The following is an 18729-nucleotide window of genomic DNA, read 5'->3' as shown; positions in this document are numbered from 1 at the left end:
GTCGGTGCCGGGGGACCGGTGATTTCACCGATGCGCGCCGGTGGCCCGGGCACGGATGCTGACGCATGTCGATGTAATTCCGGCGCAAGGAGTAACCGACGTGCCCACCACCATCCGTTCCCGTACCCCCGTCCGTGCCCTCGCCCGCTTCGCCGTGGCGGCTCTGCTCGCCACCGGCGGTGCCCTCGCCGTCCCGGCCGCGGCGAGCGCCGAAAGCCCCTACGAGCGCGGTCCGGCTCCCACGAGCGCCATCCTGGAGGCCAGCCGCGGCCCGTTCGCCACCTCGTCGATCAACGTCTCCTCGTTGAGCGTGACCGGCTTCGGCGGCGGCGTCATCTACTACCCGACCAGCACCGCCGAGGGCACCTTCGGCGCGGTCGCCATCTCGCCGGGCTACACCGCCTCGTGGTCCAGCCTCAGCTGGCTCGGGCCGCGGATCGCCTCGCACGGCTTCGTGGTGATCGGCATCGAGACCAACACCCGGCTGGACCAGCCGGACAGCCGGGGGCGCCAGCTCCTGGCCGCGCTGGACTACCTGACCCAGCGCAGTTCGGTGCGGGGCCGGATCGACTCCTCCCGGCTCGCCGTGGCCGGACACTCGATGGGTGGCGGCGGCAGCCTGGAGGCCGCGGCGGCCCGGCCGTCGTTGCAGGCCGCCGTCCCGCTCGCGCCGTGGAACCTGGACAAGAGCTGGTCCGAGGTGCGGGTGCCGACGCTCATCATCGGCGGCGAGACCGACAGCGTGGCGCCGGTCGCGACCCACTCGATCCCGTTCTACAACAGCATCCCGGCGTCCTCGGAGAAGGCGTACCTGGAGCTGGACGGCGCGAGCCACTTCTTCCCGCAGACGACGAACACGCCGACGGCGAAGCAGATGGTGGCCTGGCTGAAGCGGTTCGTCGACGACGACACGCGCTACGAGCAGTTCCTCTGCCCGGGCCCGAGCGGGTCGGCGATCCAGGAGTACCGCAACACCTGCCCCAGCTCCTGATCCCCGCCGCTCCCGGGGTGGCCGCCACGGCGGTCACCCCGGGAGCGTGTCCGCCTCTTTTCCGACGGGTTGCCCATCTGTGACACTGCATGCATGGTTTCTGCATCGACAGTGCATATAGCCCTCTGGGGTCGGGACGACGAGTGCGACGCGATCCGCCGACTCCTCGACCGCGACGACGGCGGCGCGCTGCTGTTCCACGGGCCGCCCGGCTCGGGGCGCACCGCCCTGCTGGCGTACGCCCGCCAGTCGGCGGGCCGGCGCGCGGTGCTCAGCGGCGCCGGCGTGGCCGACGAGGCGACACTGCCCTACGCCGGGCTGCACCGACTGCTCGACCCGGTGCTCGACGCGGACACCGCGCTCCCGGTGCGGCAGCGCCGGCTGCTGCGCCGCGCACTCGGTGGCGACGGGTGCCCGGCCGAGCAGCGGCTGGCCCTGGCCGCGGCGGTGCGGTCCCTGCTCGCCGCCGCCGCGGCGGACCAGCCGCTGCTGTGCACCGTGGACGACCTCGACGCCGGCGATCCGCAGAGCGCCTGGACCCTGGCGGTGGTGGCGCGCCGGCTGCGCCGGCTGCCGGTGGCGATGCTGCTGACCGCGACCGCACCCGCCACCGTCGACGGCGTACCGGCCCACCGGCTTCTTCCGCTGCACGCCCACGAGTGCCACGCCATGCTGGCCGGGCTGCGGGAGCGGCCGTCCGCGCCGGTGGCCGCCGCGCTGGCCGCGCTCAGCCGGGGCAGCCCGGCCGCGCTCGCCGACCTGGCCGGCACGCTCACCCCCGCCCAGTGGCGAGGCGAGGCGCCGCTGCCCGACACGCCGCCGGTGGACGGCGCGCTCGCCGCCGCGTACCGGGCCCGCCTGGACCGGCTGCCGGTCCCGACCCGGCGCATGGTCCTGCTCGCCGCGCTCGACCCCGGCGACGACCCGGGCATCCTGGTCCGCGCCGCCTGGGCGGCCGGCCTGACCGTCGAGACGCTCGCGCCCGCCGAGGCCGCCGGCCTGCTGCGTACCGGGCCCGGCGGCGTGACGTTCCCGCACCCGCTCGCCCGCACGATGATCACCGCCGTCGCGCCGCTCGCCGACCTGCGCGCGGCCCACCTGCTGCTGGCCGGCACGCTCGCCGAGGGCACGCTGGGCCGGGCGCTGCGCCACGCCATCGCCGGCGACTGTCCGGCCGACACGCTCGCCGCCGAGTTGAGCGCGGCGGTCGACGAGGTGCCGGACCGCGCCGCCGCGGCGGTCGTGCTGCGCCGCGCCGCCGAACTGAGCCCCGACCCCGGCCGCGCCGCCGAGCTGACCGTCGCGGCGGCGCGGTGCGCCTGGACCGCCGGCGACCCGGACCAGGCCCGCGGGCTGCTGCGAGGCCTGACCGGCGCGTCGCCCGCCGAGCGTCGCGCCGACCTGCTCCGCGGCGAAATGCAGCTGCGCTGCGACGCGCCCGCCGCCGCGGTCGCCACGCTGCTGGCCGCCGCCGACGCGGTCGCGCCGACCGACCGGCGGGCCGCGTTGCTGGCGCTGGTCCGGGCCGGCGAGGCCATCTGCGTCACCGGCGACCAGTTCCGGTACGCCGAGGTGGCCCGCCGGGCCGAGGCGCTGCGGCGTCCCGGCGACCCGCCCGAGCTCGACCTGCTGGCCACGTTCGCCTCGGGGTCGGGGCGACACTGCGCGGCGACCACGCGCGTGGCGGTCCGGCGCTGCGCCGGGTCGTCGTCCTCGGCGGCCGGCTGACCGGGCCCGCGCTCACCCCCGGCGCGCTCGTCTGCGCCGCTGCGGCCGCACTGCTGGTGGCAGTGGACGGTCCCGCGCACCGGCTCGCCGGCCGGGCGGTCGAGGTGGCCCGCTCGCGCGGCGAGCTGTCCCTGCTGCCCCGGGCGCTGGAGCTGCGGGCCGTCGCCGAGTACTGGCTGGGCCGGCACGAGGCCGCGGCGGAGACCGCCCGCGAGGGCGTGCGCGCCGCCCGCGCCACCGGCCAGCACGTCTGCGCCCAGGTGCACCTCGGCATCCTCGCCGTACTGGCCGCGGTCCGCGCCGACCGGGACGCCGCGCTGGCCCGGATCGCCGAGATCGGTGACGGGGCCGCGCCGGGGAGCCGGCCGGACGCGTACGCCCGCTGGGCGCTGGGCGTGCTGGACCTCATCGACGGCCGTTACGCCGACGCGGTGGCCCGGCTGTCCGCGCTGGCCCGTACCGGCACCGGGCGAGGTCAGGTGCTGGTCCAGGTGATGGCCACGCCGTACCTGGTGGAGGCCGCCGCCCACGACGGCGGGCGGCCGGCCACCGCGCTGGCCGTGTTCGACCACTGGGCCAGCAGTACGGCGAGCCCGTCGCGGCGGGCGCTCGCCGCGCGCTGCCGGGCGCTGCTCGCACCCCGGGGTGGCCCGGAGGCCGAGCGGGAGTTCCACGCGGCGCTGCGGCTGCATCCGGCCGACACCGACCGGTTCGAGCGCGCCCGCACCGAGCTGCTCTTCGGCCGCGAGCTGCGTCGCCGGCGCCGCCCCCGGGACGCCCGGGCGCACCTGCACCGGGCGCGGGAGGCGTTCACGCTGCTCGGCGCCACCGTGTGGGCCGACCGGGCGGGGGAGGAGCTGCGCGCGGCGGGGGAGTCGGTCGGGCCGGTGCGGCACGGTCCGGAGCAGTTGCTGACCGGGCAGCAGCTGCACATCGCCCGGCTGGTCGCGGAAGGGGCGACCAACCGGGAGATCGCCACCCGGATGTGCCTGTCCACCCGGACCGTCGACCACCACCTGCGCAACGTCTTCCACCGCCTCGGCGTGCGCTCCCGCACCGAACTGGCCCGCCTGTTCGCCTGAGCGCCGGACCGGGCCGGTTTCGGCCGGCCGGGGTCAGCGCAGCGCGGCCACCGCGGCGTCCGCGCCGCCGCGCCAGAGCACGCCGGCCTCGGTGAAGCCGGCCGCACGCAGCGCGTCCAGGTGCCACGCCGCGGGCGGGGTCCACTCCGGGCTGTGCCCGGTCGGGTAGATCTGCCGCCGCTTCTCCACCAGCGGTCCGAGCACCGGGTCGTCGGCGGCCTGCGACCACCAGTCCGACCAGGACAACGCCGCGCCCGCGCGCTGCCGGGCGGCCCGTAGCTCGCGGGCGCGGGCGGACAGCCGCTCGCCGAGCGCCGGCATCGCGTCGTCGGGCATGTGGTCGGCGTTGACGAACACGCCGCCGGGGCGGAGCACGTCGCGGATCTCGCCGTACAGCTGCGCGAGGCGCGGACCGTCCACCCAGTGCAGCGCGGTGGCCGTGAGCACCGCGTCGTAGTCCCGGTGCGGGAGCGCGGCGGCCCAGTCGGACCGGTTGAGGTCGGCGGCCACCACAGTGGCCCGAGCGGCGAGCGCCGCCTCGGCCAGGGTGAGCAGCACCGGGTCGAGGTCGAGCACCGTCACCTCGGCGTCGGGCCGGCGGGCCAGCGTCCGCAGGCTGATCGAACCGGTGCCGCCGGCCAGGTCGAGCACGCGCGGCGGCCGGTCGCCGACGACCGCCTCGACGGCGTCGAGCATCGCCGCGAACCGGTGCTCCCGGTCCGGCATGAACGTCTCCTGCTGCCGGTCCCAGCTCTCCTGCCAGGCGCGCACATCCAAGTCGTAAGGAGTCATGCCGCTAACGATAGTTACCGGTCGGCGACCCTGTCGAGGCTTGTTGCCAACTTTTTGCAATAAGCGGGAGCGTCCCGGCGGCGTCACCGGCACCGGACGTCCGGCGGGGCGACGGTGACGAGGCGGTGACGCGCGCTGCGGCAGGGTCGCGGCACGACGACGGCACCGTACGAGGGGGCTGCATGATCAGGACGATGCTCCGGCTGCGCGCGCGCCCCGGCTGCGAGCCCGCGGTCGGACCGGCGTTCGAGACGGTCGCCGGTCAGCTCGGCGCGCTGGCCGGGAACCTGCGGCACGAGCTGCTGCGGGACGCCCTCGACCCGCGCGGCTTCGTCGTCGTCACCGAGTGGGCCGACGAGGCGGCGCTGCGCGCGTACCGGCGGGGGCCGGTCGCGGCCCGCCTGGCCGGCCTGCTCCGGCCACTGACCGAGCCGGCGGACGGCCCCGGCTACCCGCTGCTGCGGGAGACCGGGGACGGAACGGGTCCGGTCTACGTGGACGTCGAGCTGACCGTGCCGCGCGACCGGCTCGCCGAGTTCCACAGCGGCTACCCCGAGGTGGTCCGGCGGATGGCCGCGATACCCGGCTACCGCCGCGAGCAGCTGCTGCGCGAACCCGGCTCGGACATCCACCACATCTTCGCCGAGTGGGACGGCGCCGCGCCGTTCCTCGCCTGGATCGGCGACCCGGCCCACGCCTCGGCGCAGGCCGGACCGATCGCACCGTTCCTTCTCGACATCCGGCGCCGGCTGTTCCACGTCGTGCCCGACGCGGACGACCGCCGACACCCCACCACGGGCTGGGAGGCCGACGTGCACAGGACAACAGACGTACTCGTCGTCGGGGCGGGGCCCACCGGGCTGACCGCCGCCGTCGAACTGGCCCGCCGGGGCATCGACTGCCTGGTGATCGACAAACAGGTCACCCCGCCCGGCCACGCCGACAAGGCGATCGGCGTGCACTGCCGCACCATGGAGATCTGGGAGGAGCAGGGCGTCGTCCGGGACGCCATGGACGCCGGCATCTGGCTCACCGGCAACATGGTCTTCGTCAACGGCGAGCAGACCCACCGGATGAGCTGGGAGCTGCCCGGCCTGCCGTACGCCCACCTCGGCCTGCCGCAGTACGAGACCGAGCGGATACTCACCGACCGGCTGGCCACGCTCGGGGTGCGCCCGCAGCGCGGCGCCGAACTCGTCGACTTCACCCAGGACGCCGACGGCGTGACCGCCACCGTCCGCACCGCCGACGGCGGCACCGAGACGGTACGCGCGGCGTACCTGATCGGCGCCGACGGCGCGCACAGCCGGGTACGGGAGCGGCTGGGGCTCACCTTCACCGGCGGGCTGGGCCGGTTCCCGCAGCTGTTCATGCTGGTGGACGTCGACGTCGACTGGGACATGCCGGACGGGCACCTGCTGCGGTTCCTGCACATGACCGACGGGCAGATGGACGGGATGCTGGTCTGCGTACCGCTGCGCGGCGAGCACCGCTACCGCATCGCCACCCTCGCGCCGCCCCGCTTCTTCGCCCAGACCGGCGGGCGCGACGCCCCGCCCGGCTTCAGCGAGGAACTCGACGAGCCGACCATCGCCGACGTGCAGGCCGCGCTGGACCGCCTCGCGCCGCCCGGCACCCGGGCGACCAACCTTCGCTGGTCCTCGGTGTTCCGGATCAGCCATGGCATCGTCGACCGCTACCGCGACGGGCGCGTGTTCGTCGCCGGGGACGCCGCCCACCTGCATCCGCCCGCCGGCGGGCAGGGCATGAACACCGGCATCCAGGACACCTGGAACCTGGCGTGGAAGCTGGCGCTGGCGGTACGCGGGCTCGCCGCGCCCGGCCTGCTGGACAGCTACGAGACCGAGCGGCGCCCGGAGGGCGAGGAGATCGTCGGCCGCGCGGTCCGGATGGCCGGCACCGAGGAGGTGGACCGCGCCGACCTGGAACGCCAGTTCCTCCAGGAGATGTCCATGCTGCTCAGCTACGCCGGCAGCCCGCTGGTCGGGGAGACCGTCGCCGATCCGGCCGCGCTCGGTGACGCGCCCCGCCCCGGCGACATCGCGCCCGACGTGGACGGGCTGCGCCGGCGCGGCGTCGGCCACCCGCTGCGGCTGCGCGACCTCACCCGGGGCACCCGGCACACGCTGCTGCTCTACGCCGACCGCACGGCCGGCGCGGGGGAGCTGGCCGCGCTGACCGGGCTGTGCGCCGACGCGCGCCGGCTCACCGGCGGCGAACTCGAGGCGTACCTGCTGCTCGACCCGGACGCGGACGAACCGCGACTGCTCGACCCGCCGGTGGTGCGCGACGCCGAGCGTCGCTTCCGCGCCGGGTACGGGCTGACCGGCACCGGCCTGTACCTGATCCGCCCGGACGGACACGTCGGGTTCCGCGGCGCGCCGGTCGACCCGGACGCGCTGCGCAAGCACCTGCACCTGGTGTTCGGGAGCGCGCGGTGAGCCGGGTCCGGACCGTGCTGTCGATGCGGACCCGGGCGGGCTGCGAGGAACGCTTCGAGGCCGAGTGGCTCACCGCCGCCGAAGAGATCCGCACGCTGGACGGCTGCCTGCACCAGGACCTGGTCCGCGACGCCGACGACCCGCGCAGCTACCTGATCATCAGCGACTGGGCCGACCGTGAGCGGCTGGACGCGTTCGGCCGCAGCGCGCACCGGGACCGTCTGCTGAGCATCATCCGCGAGCTGCGCGAATCCGCCGACCGGCACACCTACCAGGTGCTGCACAGCGTGGCCGGCGAACCGGGGGAGAGGCGATGACCGACGACGTGATGCCCGCGAGCGAGCTGTACACCGACGCGTTCGCGGCCGACCCGTACCCCGCGCTGGCCCGGCTGCGCGCGGACCGGCCGGTCTGCCCGGTCGGCTCGCCGCGCTTCGACTCCTGGCTGATCACCCGCTTCGACGACGCGCGGACCGCGCTGACCGACCCGCGCCTGTCCAAGGACCTGTACGGCCCGGAGCAGCACTACCTGAAGATCTTCGGCCCGAACTCCGAGGGCCTGAACCGCAACATGCTCAACTCCGACCCGCCGGAGCACACCCGGCTGCGCCGGGTGGTGTCGCAGGCGTTCGCGCCCCGGCGGATCGAGGCGCTGCGCCCCCGGGTGGCGTCGATCGTCGACCAGCTCATCGACAAGATGGCGCCGCACGGCGAGGCGGACCTGATGCACGAGTTCGCCATCCCGCTGCCGATGACAGTCATCTGCGAACTGCTCGGCGTGCCGCCGGCCGACCACGACCGGGTGCTCGACTGGACCCAGGTCATCCGCACCTCCGGGTCCACCAGCCGGCCCCCGGCGCAGGAACGGGCCGCGGTGCAGGAGGCCCAGCTCCGGCTGCACCAGTACCTGGCCGGGCTGGTCCGCGCCAAGCGTGACGACCCGGCCGACGACATCATCGGCGCGCTGATCAAGGCGGTTGACGCGGACGGGACGCTGTCCGAGGCGGAACTGGTCACCACCACGTTCCTGCTCCTGTTCGCCGGGCACCAGACCACCGCCGACTTCCTCGGCAACGCCGTGCTTGCCCTGCTCACCCACCCCGAGCAGATGGAACTGCTGCGCACCACGCCGCGGCTGCTGCCGGCCGCGATCGAGGAGCTGCTCCGGTTCGACGGGCCGCTGCCGGTGGCCAGCCCGCGCATCGCCACCGAGGACGTCGACTACCAGGGCGTCCGCATCCCGCGCGGCGCGATCGTCGGGGTGGCGATCAACGCGGCCAACCACGACCCGGCGCACTTCGCCGACCCGGACCGGCTGGACCTGCGCCGGGTCCGGGGCCCGCACCTCGGGTTCGGGCACGGCGTCCACTACTGCCTGGGCGTCTCGCTGGCCCGGATGGAGGCCGAACTCGCGCTCGGGGCGCTGCTGCGCCGGCTGCCCGGACTGCGCCTCGGCGTGCCGCTCGCGCAGGTGCGCCGGCTCCCGGCCGCCTCGCCGTTCCGCGGCCTGCTGGAACTGCCCGTCACCTTCACCGCCTGACGGCGCCGCCGTCGCGCGCCCCCGTCCTCGTCGCAATCATCAAGGAGCAGTCATGGTCTTCCGCAACGTGATCGTCTGTCACATGGTCCCCGGCAGCGAGCAGATCGTCGGCGGCGTGTTCGGCCACTACGACCAGGCCACCCGGCCGCAGGACCTGGGCGTCATCGGCCGGTACCTGCTGTCGCACCACGACCTCTACATCCACGTGATCGAGCGGGAGCAGGACCCGCGGATCTCCGGGCAGACCCGTGGCCTGCCCGCCTTCCAGAAGATCGCCGAGGAGATCGGGCCGTACGTCACTCCGTACCCGCGCTACTGGAAGAACCCGTCGGACTCGGTGGCGAAGGAGTTCTACCACTGGGCGCCCGAGGGCGAGCCCCCCGCCGACACCACGCTCACCGTGATCGTCGGGCGGATCAAGCCGGGCGCCGAGCCGGACGTCGCACGGGTCTTCGGCGAGTCCGACGCCGGGTCGCTCCCGGCCGACCTCGGCGTCACGGGGCGCTGGCTCTACTCGATCGACGACGTCTACGTGCACCTGCTCGAACAGGAGTCGTCGGTGGCCGAGGCCACCCGCGACCGGCACGGCGACAAGCCGGCCTTCGGCAAGGTGATGCAGGACCTGGGCCCGTACATCGAGCCGTACCGGCCGGAGAGGTGGCAGGGCCCGCAGGACTCCGTCGCCACCGTCTTCTACCGCTGGCAGGCCCAGGACTGACCCGATCCGCGCTCCCGTGCACCGGGAGCGCGGAAACGCCGCCCCCCGCCACCGGCCGTACGCCAGGCTGGTGCGGGGGTGCCCGGTGTCGACGAAGGAGATCGTCCAGCACGTCGGGGCGCTGCTGGACCTGGCCGGGGTGCTCGTCATCGCGGTCGGCGTCGCAGTCGCCACGGCGGTGTTCGCGGTGCGCTGCGCTCGGACCCGGCAGGTGGTCGCGCACTACCGGGCGTACCGGCAGGGGGTCGGCCGGGCCATCCTGCTCGGCCTGGAGTTCCTGGTCGGTGGCGACATCATCCGTACGGTCGCGGTGTCGCCCACGTTCACCAGCGTCGGCGTGCTGGCGCTGATCGTGCTGGTCCGCACGTTCCTCAGCTTCTCCCTGGAGGTGGAACTGGACGGCCGGTGGCCCTGGCAGGGCCGGACCCCCGCCGACCGGCCGAGCGTGGGCGCCCGTCCGCAGCGCTGAACGCCGGCCGACATGGCCGGCCGGCGCGGGATGCACCGGACAGTACCCCCAGGGGGTATGGTGGCGGCATGGAGCACGGATCCGGTCACGACACCGCCCACCACGGCGACCACGGCGGCGGGCACGGTGCGCACGCGGGGCACGACCCGGAGCAGTTCCGCCGCCGGTTCTGGCTGAGCCTCGCGCTGACCGTGCCGATCGTCGCCACCAGCCACATGGTGATGGACTGGTTCGGCTACTCCCTCGAGTTCCCGGGCGTGCGCTGGGTCGGCCCGGTGCTCGGCACCGTGGTGTTCGCGTACGGCGGCTGGCCGTTCCTCACCGGCGGGCTGCGTGAGCTGCGCGAGCGTGCCCCCGGGATGATGCTGCTGATCTCGATGGCGATCGTGGTCGCGTACCTCGCCTCGGCCGCCACCAGCCTCGGCCTGTTCGACCTGGACTTCTGGTGGGAGCTCGCCGCGCTGGTCACCATCATGCTGCTCGGCCACTGGCAGGAGATGCGGGCGGTCGGGCAGGCGCGTGGTGCGCTCGGCGCCCTCGCGGCGCTGCTGCCCGACGACGCCGAGCGCCTGGACGACGCCGGGCAGCCGCATCCGGTGCCCGTCGGCGAGCTGCGGGTGGACGACCTGGTGCTGGTGCGCCCCGGCGGGCGGGTGCCGGCCGACGGGCGGATCGTCGAGGGCGCCGCCGAGCTGGACGAGTCGATGATCACCGGCGAGTCGCGGCCGGTGGCGCGTGCCGCCGGTGACCGGGTGGTCGCCGGCACCGTCGCCACCGACTCCACCCTCCGGGTACGCGTCGAGGCCGTCGGCGCGGACACCGCGCTGGCCGGTATCGGGCGGCTCGTCGCGCAGGCGCAGGCCTCCGGCGGGCGCGCGCAGGTGCTCGCCGACCGGTTCGCCGCGCTGCTGTTCTACCTGGCGGCGTTCGCCGGCCTGGCGACGTTCGCGGTGTGGGCGCTGCTCGGCGACAGCGACCAGGCGGTGGTGCGGACCGTGACCGTGCTGGTGATCGCCTGCCCGCACGCGCTCGGCCTGGCGATCCCGCTGGTGGTGGCGCTGTCCACCGCGCTGTCGGCCCGCGCCGGCATCCTGGTCAAGGACCGGCTCGCGCTGGAGCGGATGCGCACCGTCGACACCGTCCTGTTCGACAAGACCGGCACGCTCACCACCGGCCGGCACGCGGTCACCGGCGTGGCGGCGACCGGCGGGCTCGACGAGGCGGCCGCCCTGGCGCTGGCCGGCGCGGTCGAGGCGGACAGCGAGCACCCGCTGGCCCGGGCGCTCGTGACCGCCGCCGACGCCCGTGGCGCCCGCCCGGCCGCGCGCGGCTTTCGTGCGCTGACCGGCCGGGGCGTGCGCGCCACGGTGGACGGCGTCGACTGGGCGGTCGGCGGGCCGGCGCTGCTGCGCGAACTCGGCGCCCCGGTGCCGGACGACCTGGCCCGGGCCGCGCAGGAGTGGTCGGGTCGCGGTGCCGCGGTGCTGCACCTGGTCCGGCTGCCCGAGGGCGGAGCGCCGGAGGTGGTCGCCGCGTTCGGGCTGGAGGACCAGGTCCGCCCGGAGGCGCGGGCCGCCGTGGCCGAGCTGCGCGACCTCGGCGTACGCAAGATCGTGATGATCACCGGCGACGCGCGTCCGGTGGCCGAGGCGGTCGCCGCCGACCTCGGGTTCCGGCCCGGCGTCGACGAGGTCTTCGCCGAGGTGCTCCCGGCCGACAAGGACAAGGCGGTGGCCGAGCTGCGCGGCCGGGGACTGACCGTGGCGATGGTCGGCGACGGAGTGAACGACGCCCCGGCGCTCGCCCGCGCCGACGTCGGGCTGGCCATCGGCGCCGGCACCGACGTGGCGATCGAGTCCGCCGGGGTGGTGCTCGCCGGTTCCGACCCGCGCGGCGTCGGCGGCGTGATCCGGCTGTCCCGCGCCTCGTACCGGAAGATGCGGCAGAACCTCGCCTGGGCGGCCGGCTACAACGTGGTCGCGATCCCGCTCGCCGCCGGTGTGCTGGCCTGGGCCGGGATCGCGCTCAGTCCGGCCCTGGGCGCGGTGCTGATGTCCGCCTCCACCATCGTCGTGGCGCTCAACGCCCAACTGCTGCGCCGGGTCCGGATCGCGCCGGCCGACTGAGCCGCAGCTCCGGCTCCCGAACGGCAGGAAGGCTTGCGGCTGCGAGCGAACATGCCCCTTCCGGCCCGCACCTGCGGGCCGCTAGGGTGGGCGCGTGACGGTGTTCCGGATCGGCGAGGCGGCCGAGCTGCTCGGGGTCAGCGCGGACACGGTCCGCCGCTGGATCGACGCCGGCAAGCTTCCGGCCACCCGCGACGAGCACGGCCACCGGGTGCTCGACGGCGCCGACGTCGCCGCGTTCGTCCGCGCCCCCGGCCACCCCGAGCTGTCCTCGGCCCGTAACCGGCTGCGCGGCATCGTCACCGCCGTCGTCAAGGACACCGTGATGGCCCAGGTGGACATCCAGGCCGGGCCGTTCCGGGTGGTGTCGCTGATGAGCCGCGAGGCCGTCGACGACCTCGACCTCCAGGTCGGCTCCGTCGCCGTCGCGGTGATCAAGTCGACCACCGTCGTGGTCGAGCGGGCCACCACCCCCAGGGGAAGGACCAGTCCGTGACCGTACGGTGGATCCGCGCCGCGCTAGCCGCCGCGCTGGTGACGACGCTCGGCCTGACCGGCTGCGGCGGCACCGACGAGCCGGCCGGGTCCGACGGCGCCGGCCCGGTGACCGTGTTCGCCGCCGCCTCGCTCACCGAGTCGTTCACCAAACTCGGCAAGGACTACGAGGCCGCGCACCCGGGCCGCACCGTCACGTTCAACTTCGGCGGCAGCTCCGGGCTCGCCACCCAGATCACCCAGGGCGCGCCCGCCGACGTGTTCGCCGCCGCCTCCCCGGCCACCATGAAGACGGTCACCGACGCCGGTGACGCCGTCGGCGAACCGGCCGTGCTGGCGCGCAACCAGCTCGTCGTCGCCGTACCCCCCGGCAACCCGGCCCGGGTCGGCGGCCTGGCCGACCTCGCCCGCCCCGGCGTCAAGGTGGCGCTCTGCGCGGAGCAGGTGCCCTGCGGCGCCGCCGCGCGCACCGCGCTCGACGCCGCCGGTGTCCGGCTCACCCCCGCCACGCTCGAACGGGACGTCAAGGGCGCGCTGGCCAAGCTGCGCCTCGGTGAGGTCGACGCCGCGCTGGTCTACCGCACCGACGTCCGCGCCGTACCCGGGCTCGACGCGGTCGAGTTTCCCGAGTCGGCGCGCGCGGTGAACGACTACCCGATCGTGGTGCTGCGCGCCGCCGGCAACCCGGCCGGCGCCCGCGCCTTCGTCGACTTCGTCCGCTCCGACGCCGGGCTCGCCGTGCTCACCGCCGCCGGGTTCCAGGCGCCGCCCGGCGCATGAGCCGCGGCGTACGCCGGCAGCGGGTGCCGATCGCCCTGCTCGTGCCCGCCGGACTGGGCCTGGCCTTCCTCGTCCTGCCGCTCGCCGGTCTGCTGCTCCGGGCGCCCTGGACCACGCTGCCCCGGCGGCTGACCGAACCGGGCGTGCTCACCGCGCTGCGGCTGTCACTCGAGACCGCCACCGTCGCCACGCTGCTCTGCGTGGCGCTCGGCGTACCCCTGGCCTGGCTGCTGGCCCGCGTCGAGTTCCCCGGCCGGCGGCTGGTCCGGGCGCTGGTCACGGTGCCGCTGGTGCTGCCGCCGGTGGTCGGCGGCGTGGCGCTGCTGCTGGTCTTCGGCCGGCGCGGCCTGATCGGGTCGTGGCTGGACGAGACGTTCGGCGTGACGCTGCCGTTCACCACCGCCGGGGTGGTGCTGGCCGAGGCGTTCGTGGCGATGCCGTTCCTGGTCATCGCCGTCGAGGGCGCGTTACGGGGCGCCGACCCCCGGTACGAGGAGGCCGCCGCCACGCTCGGCGCCGGACGCTTCACCACCTTCACCCGGGTCACGCTGCCGCTGGTCGCCCCGGGCGTGGCAGCCGGTGCGGTGCTCTGCTGGGCCCGGGCCCTCGGCGAGTTCGGCGCCACCATCACGTTCGCCGGCAACTATCCCGGCCGCACCCAGACCATGCCGCTGGCGGTCTACCTGGCGCTGGAGACGGACCTGCAGGCCGCGATCGTGCTGAGCCTGATCCTGCTCACCGTCTCCGTGGTCATCCTCGCCGCGCTGCGCGACAAATGGGTCGGCAGCACATGACGGCGCTGCTGGACGCGCACCTCGTCGCCGAGCGGGACGACTTCACCCTCGACGTGCGGCTGCGTATCGCCGCCGGTGAGGTGGTGGCGCTGCTCGGCCCGAACGGCGCCGGCAAGACCACGGCGCTGCGGGTGCTCGCAGGGCTGCACCCGCTGGACGCCGGGCACCTCACGCTCGACGGCGCCGACCTGGACCGCCCGGAGAGCCGGGTGTGGACGCCACCGGAACGGCGGCCGGTCGGCGTGGTGTTCCAGGACTACCTGCTGTTCCCGCACCTGAGCGCGCTGGACAACGTGGCGTTCGGGCCACGCCGCCGGGGCGCCGACAAGCGTGCCGCGCGCGCCCGGGCCCAGGAGTGGCTGGACCGGGTCGGCCTCGGCGACCAGGCCCGCCGGCGGCCCCGGCAGCTCTCCGGCGGGCAGGCGCAGCGGGTCGCGCTGGCCCGCGCGCTCGCCGTCGACCCGGCGCTGCTGCTGCTCGACGAGCCGCTCGCCGCGCTGGACGCGCGGACCCGCCTGGACACCCGCGCCGAACTCCAGCGCCACCTCGGCGCGCATCCCGGTGCGACGCTGCTGGTCACCCACGACCCCCTCGACGCCCTGGTGCTCGCCGACCGACTGGTCATCGTGGAGCACGGCCGGGTCGTGCAGGAGGGCGACGCCACAGCCGTCACGGCCCGGCCGCGCACCGACTACGTGGCCCGGCTGGTCGGCCTCAACCTGCACCGCGGCCACGCCGACGGCCACGCCGTCACAGTCGGTGAGCTGACGCTCACCACCGCCGACGCGGTTGAGGGTGAGGCGTTCGTCGCGTACCCGCCGTCCGCTGTCGCGCTGCACCCGTCCCGGCCGGAGGGCAGCCCGCGCAACGTGTGGGCGGCCACCGTGAGCGGAGTGCAACGCCACGGCGACAACCTGCGCGTGCTACTGGCCGGGCCGGTCGAGGTCGCCGCCGACGTCACGCCCGCCGCCGCGGCCCATCTCGGACTGATCCCCGGCCGCCCGGTGTGGGCGGCGGTCAAGGCAGCCGAGACGCGCGCGTATCCGGCGTGACAAACACCGCTGGTCAGGGCATGTGCGCAGGTGAGAGGTTTGATCTGCGCTCAACCGGTCACTGGGACGGTAGCGACGACGCAAAGGGGGACACGGTGCCCGACACGATCCGCAACAGGTCCAGTCTGGACGCCGACCTGCCACGGGGAGTCACCGACCCGTTGCTCTGGCGGGCCGCGTACGACGTTGCCGTCGCCCACCGGCCCGACGAGTCCGGCCGGTGCGAGAGCCTGCTGTGTGACGGTCGGGTCGCGCCGTGTGACGCGCTGACCGCCGCCCACCGGGCCATGGAACTGGCCGGGGACCGGCACGCCGACCGGGCCGAGCCCGAGACCTGGCGTACGGAGCAGCGCCGGCGCGCCGCCTGAGCATCGGGTCGCGGGCGGTTCGAACCGTGGACGCCCCGCTTCCGTGTTTATGATCGACAACTCGGTCGGAATGCGGGGAAGAGGAGAGTTCGTGACGGTCGACGCCCACGCGTTCTGGCTCCGCGCCCCCGGCGAGGGCGAGATCCGGCCGGTCCGCCTCTCCCCACCCGGCCCGGGTGAGGTGCTGGTCCGCACCCGTTTCTCCGGCGTCAGCCGCGGCACCGAGACGCTGGTGTTCACCGGTCGCGTCCCGGCCGACCAGCACGACGCGATGCGCGCGCCGTTCCAGGAAGGCGACTTCCCGGCGCCGGTCAAGTACGGCTACCTCAGCGTCGGCACCGTCGAGGCCGGCGACGAGCGGCTGCTCGGTCGTACCGTCTTCTGCCTGTACCCGCACCAGAGCGCGTACGTGGTCCCGGCCGACGCCGTGACCGTCGTGCCGGACGCCGTGCCGGCGCAGCGCGCGGTGCTGGCCGGCACGGTGGAGACCGCGGTGAACGCGCTCTGGGACGCCGCGCCGCTGGTCGGCGACCGGGTCACGGTGATCGGCGGCGGGATGGTCGGCTGCGCGGTCACCGCGCTGCTGGCCCGCTTCCCCGGCGTACGCGTGGAACTGGTCGACGCCGACCCGGCCCGGGCCGAGGTGGCCGCCGCGCTCGGCGCCGACTTCGCCGTGCCCGCCGACGCGACCGGCGAGCGTGACCTGGTGGTGCACGCCAGCGCCACCTCCGACGGACTGCAACGCGGCCTGGAGCTGCTGCGCCCGGAGGGCACCGTGCTGGAGCTGAGCTGGTACGGCGACCGGCCGGTCACGCTGGCGCTGGGCGGCGCGTTCCACTCCCGACGGCTGGGCATCCGCAGCAGCCAGGTCGGCACCGTGTCGCCCCGGCGGGCCGACCGCAGTTACGCCGACCGGCTCGCGCTGGCCCTGGACCTGCTGGCCGACCCGGCGTTCGACGCGCTGCTCACCGGCCGGTCCCGCTTCGACCACCTGCCCGACGTGCTGGACCGGCTCGCCTCGGGCGAGCTGCCGGCGCTGTGTCATCTCATCACCTACGGCGAGGAGTGAACGTGTTCAGCGTGACCGTCCGGGACCACATGATGGTCGCCCACAGTTTCCGCGGCGAGGTGTTCGGCCCGGCGCAGCGGCTGCACGGGGCGACGTTCGTCGTCGACGCCACGTTCCGCCGCGCCGAGCTGGACGACGACGGCGTCGTGGTCGACATCGGGCTGGCCACCGAGCAGCTCAAGACCGTGCTCGCCGAGCTGAACTACCGCAACCTGGACGACGATCCGGCCTTCGCCGGGGTGAACACCACCACCGAGGTGCTGGCGCGGACGATCGCCGACCGGCTCGCCGACGCGGTGGCGGCGGGCCGGCTGGGGGAGGGCGCGCGGGGCCTGGCCGGGATCATCGTCACGCTGCACGAGTCGCACATCGCCTGGGCGAGCTACGAGCGGTCGCTCTGACCGGATGACAGTCGTCCACGTGGTGCTGCCGGGCGACATCGACGACCCGGCGAACCCCAGCGGCGGCAACGCCTACGACCGCCAGGTGTGCCGGGGCCTGGCCGCGCGTGGCTGGACGGTACGCGAGCACCAGGTGCCGGGCGGCTGGCCGCACCCGGGGGCAGGGGAACGCGCCGACCTGGCCGGACTGCTCGGGGGGCTGCCCGACGGCGTGCCGGTGCTGCTCGACGGCCTGGTCGCCTCGACCGTCCCGGACGTGCTCGCCCCGCACGCGGCGCGGCTGCGCCTGGTGATCCTGGTGCACCTGCCGATCGAGGGCGAGACGGAGGCGCGGGCGCTGGCGGCGGCCGCCGCCGTGGTCGCCACGAGCGAGTGGACCCGGGACCGGCTGCTCGACCGCTACCGGCTGCGCCCGCAACGGGTGACTGTCGCCCCGCCCGGCGTCACCCCGGCGCCCGTCGCCTCCGGCACGCCCGGCGGGGGACGGCTGCTCTGCGTCGCCGCCGTCACCGCGGTCAAGGGCCACGACGTGCTCGCCGCCGCGCTCGCCGAGGTGGCGGACCTGGACTGGACGTGCGACTGGGTGGGCCCGCCGGACCGGGACCGGGCGTTCGCCGACCGGCTGCGCGGGCGGCTCGCCGCGACCGGGCTGGCCGGCCGGGTCCGGCTGACCGGGCCACGCACCGGCGATGACCTGGCCGCCACGTACGCCGCCGCCGATCTGCTGGTTGCGCCCTCCCGGCGGGAGACGTACGGGATGGTGGTCACCGAGGCGCTGGCCCGGGGCGTACCGGTGCTGGCGAGCGACACCGGCGGCCTGCCGGACACGCTCGGGCACGCCCTCGGCGGCGACCGGCCCGGCCTGCTGGTGCCGCCGGGCGACCCGGGCGCGACCGCCGCGGCGCTGCGCCACTGGCTCACCGACCCGGGCCTGCGGGACCGGCTGCGCCGCGCCGCCCGGCAGCGGCGGCACACCCTCACCGACTGGCCGGTCACAGTGGACCGGCTGGCGACGGCGCTGAAGGAGGCGACAGCGGCATGACCACCTCACTCCCGCCCGGCTTCGCGGACTGGCTGCGACTGCGCGAACCCGCCGACGCGGCGGCCCGCAGCGCCGAGCTGGCCGACGCGGTCCGCGACCGGCTGCCCACCGACCGGCCGATCGTCGTGCACGACCTGGGCAGCGGCACCGGCTCGATGGCCCGCTGGCTGGCCCCCCGGCTGCCCGGCCCGCAGCACTGGGTGCTGCACGAACGCGACGCGGACCTGCTGGCGCTGGCCCGGGCCGGACGGCTCACCGCCGCCGACGGCGCCGAGGTCACGGTGACCACCCGCGGCTCCGACGTCACCCGGCTGACCCCTGCCGACCTGGCCGATGCCCACCTGGTCACCGCGTCCGCGCTGCTGGACATGCTCACCGCCGACGAGGTCGAGCGGATGGTGGCGGCCTGCGCCGGCCACCCGACGCTGTTCGCGCTCACCGTGACCGGGCGGACCGAGTTCACCCCGCCGGACCCGCTGGACGCCGAGCTGACCGCCGCGTTCAACGCCCACCAGCGCCGCACCGTCGACGGCCGGACGCTGCTCGGACCGGACGCGGTGGACGTCGCGGTGGCCGCGTTCCGCCGCCACGGCGTCGAGACGCTGGTGCGATCCACCCCCTGGCGGCTCGGGCCCGAGCAGGCCGAGCTGGCCGCCGAGTGGCTCACCGGCTGGGTCGACGCCGCCGTCGAGGAACGACCGCATCTGTCCGGGCCCGCCGGGACGTATCAGAAGTGGCGGCTCGCCGAGGCCGCCGCCGGCCGGCTCGGCGTGGTGCTGCACCACGCCGACCTGCTCGCCGGCTGAACCGTACCGGCTGC

The 18729-nt window shown here is 75.5% G+C and carries 19 protein-coding genes; 18 read left to right on the top strand and 1 reads right to left on the bottom strand.

What is annotated here, in order from left to right:
• Positions 1 to 100: 100 nt before the first annotated feature.
• From ACQP26_RS17865 to ACQP26_RS17855, 3 genes are all read left to right on the top strand, one after another.
• A complete protein-coding gene (locus ACQP26_RS17865; protein WP_269705583.1) occupies positions 101 to 991 on the top strand; it encodes an alpha/beta hydrolase family protein in 891 nt (296 codons plus the stop codon).
• 93 nt (positions 992 to 1084) lie between these two features.
• Complete coding sequence (locus tag ACQP26_RS17860) at positions 1085 to 2719, top strand: AAA family ATPase (RefSeq protein ID WP_433493447.1); 1635 nt, start codon at positions 1085 to 1087, stop codon at positions 2717 to 2719.
• Between the two features lie 56 nt (positions 2720 to 2775).
• Positions 2776 to 3801 (top strand): helix-turn-helix transcriptional regulator, encoded by a 1026-nt coding sequence (locus ACQP26_RS17855; protein ID WP_433493446.1) that lies wholly within the window; start codon positions 2776 to 2778, stop codon positions 3799 to 3801.
• A 33-nt stretch (positions 3802 to 3834) separates the two neighbouring features.
• On the opposite strand, the gene ACQP26_RS17850 is transcribed toward ACQP26_RS17855, so the two are convergent.
• Positions 3835 to 4593 carry a class I SAM-dependent methyltransferase gene (locus tag ACQP26_RS17850; protein ID WP_433493445.1) on the bottom strand — a complete coding sequence of 253 codons (759 nt, stop codon included), beginning with the start codon at positions 4591 to 4593 and terminating at the stop codon, positions 3835 to 3837.
• A gap of 182 nt (positions 4594 to 4775) precedes the next feature.
• Between ACQP26_RS17850 and ACQP26_RS17845 the strand changes: the two genes are divergently transcribed.
• The 15 genes from ACQP26_RS17845 to ACQP26_RS17775 all read left to right on the top strand — a co-directional run bounded on the left by ACQP26_RS17845 (position 4776) and on the right by ACQP26_RS17775 (position 18715).
• Entirely contained in the window at positions 4776 to 7055 is a 2280-nt protein-coding gene (locus tag ACQP26_RS17845; protein WP_433493444.1) for an FAD-dependent oxidoreductase, read from the top strand.
• Positions 7052 to 7372: a putative quinol monooxygenase gene (locus ACQP26_RS17840; RefSeq protein WP_269705587.1), complete on the top strand. Its 321-nt coding sequence runs from the start codon at positions 7052 to 7054 to the stop codon at positions 7370 to 7372. Before ACQP26_RS17845 ends, ACQP26_RS17840 begins: the two co-directional genes overlap by 4 nt.
• Positions 7369 to 8595, top strand: a complete 1227-nt coding sequence (locus tag ACQP26_RS17835; protein WP_433493443.1) for a cytochrome P450 family protein — start codon at positions 7369 to 7371, stop codon at positions 8593 to 8595. Before ACQP26_RS17840 ends, ACQP26_RS17835 begins: the two co-directional genes overlap by 4 nt.
• A 52-nt stretch (positions 8596 to 8647) precedes the next feature.
• Entirely contained in the window at positions 8648 to 9313 is a 666-nt protein-coding gene (locus tag ACQP26_RS17830) for a TcmI family type II polyketide cyclase (RefSeq protein ID WP_281577573.1), read from the top strand.
• Positions 9314 to 9398: 85 nt separating this feature from the next.
• Positions 9399 to 9782 (top strand): DUF1622 domain-containing protein, encoded by a 384-nt coding sequence (locus ACQP26_RS17825; RefSeq protein WP_128138377.1) that lies wholly within the window; start codon positions 9399 to 9401, stop codon positions 9780 to 9782.
• 68 nt (positions 9783 to 9850) lie between these two features.
• Positions 9851 to 11908 (top strand): heavy metal translocating P-type ATPase, encoded by a 2058-nt coding sequence (locus ACQP26_RS17820; protein ID WP_433493442.1) that lies wholly within the window; start codon positions 9851 to 9853, stop codon positions 11906 to 11908.
• Positions 11909 to 12002: 94 nt separating this feature from the next.
• Complete coding sequence (locus ACQP26_RS17815; RefSeq protein ID WP_433493441.1) at positions 12003 to 12404, top strand: TOBE domain-containing protein; 402 nt, start codon at positions 12003 to 12005, stop codon at positions 12402 to 12404.
• A complete protein-coding gene (gene modA, locus ACQP26_RS17810) occupies positions 12401 to 13183 on the top strand; it encodes a molybdate ABC transporter substrate-binding protein (protein ID WP_433493440.1) in 783 nt (260 codons plus the stop codon). The genes ACQP26_RS17815 and modA overlap by 4 nt, the downstream gene beginning before the upstream one ends.
• On the top strand, positions 13180 to 13977 hold the full coding sequence (locus ACQP26_RS17805; RefSeq protein ID WP_433493439.1) for an ABC transporter permease: 798 nt from the start codon (positions 13180 to 13182) through the stop codon (positions 13975 to 13977). Before modA ends, ACQP26_RS17805 begins: the two co-directional genes overlap by 4 nt.
• Positions 13959 to 15029: an ABC transporter ATP-binding protein gene (locus ACQP26_RS17800; protein ID WP_433493438.1), complete on the top strand. Its 1071-nt coding sequence runs from the start codon at positions 13959 to 13961 to the stop codon at positions 15027 to 15029. Before ACQP26_RS17805 ends, ACQP26_RS17800 begins: the two co-directional genes overlap by 19 nt.
• A 95-nt stretch (positions 15030 to 15124) precedes the next feature.
• Positions 15125 to 15397, top strand: coding sequence for a hypothetical protein (locus tag ACQP26_RS17795; RefSeq protein WP_269705595.1), 273 nt, complete (start codon positions 15125 to 15127; stop codon positions 15395 to 15397).
• A gap of 49 nt (positions 15398 to 15446) precedes the next feature.
• Positions 15447 to 16466 carry a zinc-dependent alcohol dehydrogenase gene (locus tag ACQP26_RS17790; RefSeq protein WP_433493437.1) on the top strand — a complete coding sequence of 340 codons (1020 nt, stop codon included), beginning with the start codon at positions 15447 to 15449 and terminating at the stop codon, positions 16464 to 16466.
• A gap of 2 nt (positions 16467 to 16468) precedes the next feature.
• A complete protein-coding gene (locus ACQP26_RS17785; RefSeq protein WP_433493436.1) occupies positions 16469 to 16867 on the top strand; it encodes a 6-pyruvoyl trahydropterin synthase family protein in 399 nt (132 codons plus the stop codon).
• Positions 16868 to 16871: 4 nt separating this feature from the next.
• On the top strand, positions 16872 to 17909 hold the full coding sequence (locus ACQP26_RS17780; protein WP_433493435.1) for a glycosyltransferase family 4 protein: 1038 nt from the start codon (positions 16872 to 16874) through the stop codon (positions 17907 to 17909).
• The gene (locus ACQP26_RS17775) at positions 17906 to 18715 is read left to right on the top strand and encodes an SAM-dependent methyltransferase (protein WP_433493434.1); all 810 of its coding nucleotides are present in this window, start codon (positions 17906 to 17908) and stop codon (positions 18713 to 18715) included. Before ACQP26_RS17780 ends, ACQP26_RS17775 begins: the two co-directional genes overlap by 4 nt.
• The last annotated feature ends 14 nt before the right edge of the window (positions 18716 to 18729 follow it).

Source organism: Micromonospora sp. CA-248089 (genome assembly GCF_050948515.1).
Classification (GTDB): domain Bacteria; phylum Actinomycetota; class Actinomycetes; order Mycobacteriales; family Micromonosporaceae; genus Micromonospora.
Note: the sequence above shows the minus strand (reverse complement) of the source record. Positions and strands in the feature narration are given on the sequence as shown.

Excerpts from the sequence above, each read along its gene's own strand:
- ACQP26_RS17850 (WP_433493445.1), bottom strand. The coding sequence starts at position 4,593 with ATGACTCCTTACGACTTGGATGTGCGCGCCTGGCAGGAGAGCTGGGAC.
- ACQP26_RS17820 (WP_433493442.1), top strand. The coding sequence starts at position 9,851 with ATGGAGCACGGATCCGGTCACGACACCGCCCACCACGGCGACCACGGC.
- ACQP26_RS17845 (WP_433493444.1), top strand. The coding sequence starts at position 4,776 with ATGATCAGGACGATGCTCCGGCTGCGCGCGCGCCCCGGCTGCGAGCCC.
- ACQP26_RS17860 (WP_433493447.1), top strand. The coding sequence starts at position 1,085 with ATGGTTTCTGCATCGACAGTGCATATAGCCCTCTGGGGTCGGGACGAC.
- ACQP26_RS17800 (WP_433493438.1), top strand. The coding sequence starts at position 13,959 with ATGGGTCGGCAGCACATGACGGCGCTGCTGGACGCGCACCTCGTCGCC.
- ACQP26_RS17780 (WP_433493435.1), top strand. The coding sequence starts at position 16,872 with ATGACAGTCGTCCACGTGGTGCTGCCGGGCGACATCGACGACCCGGCG.
- ACQP26_RS17830 (WP_281577573.1), top strand. The coding sequence starts at position 8,648 with ATGGTCTTCCGCAACGTGATCGTCTGTCACATGGTCCCCGGCAGCGAG.
- ACQP26_RS17805 (WP_433493439.1), top strand. The coding sequence starts at position 13,180 with ATGAGCCGCGGCGTACGCCGGCAGCGGGTGCCGATCGCCCTGCTCGTG.
- ACQP26_RS17775 (WP_433493434.1), top strand. The coding sequence starts at position 17,906 with ATGACCACCTCACTCCCGCCCGGCTTCGCGGACTGGCTGCGACTGCGC.
- ACQP26_RS17790 (WP_433493437.1), top strand. The coding sequence starts at position 15,447 with ATGATCGACAACTCGGTCGGAATGCGGGGAAGAGGAGAGTTCGTGACG.
- ACQP26_RS17835 (WP_433493443.1), top strand. The coding sequence starts at position 7,369 with ATGACCGACGACGTGATGCCCGCGAGCGAGCTGTACACCGACGCGTTC.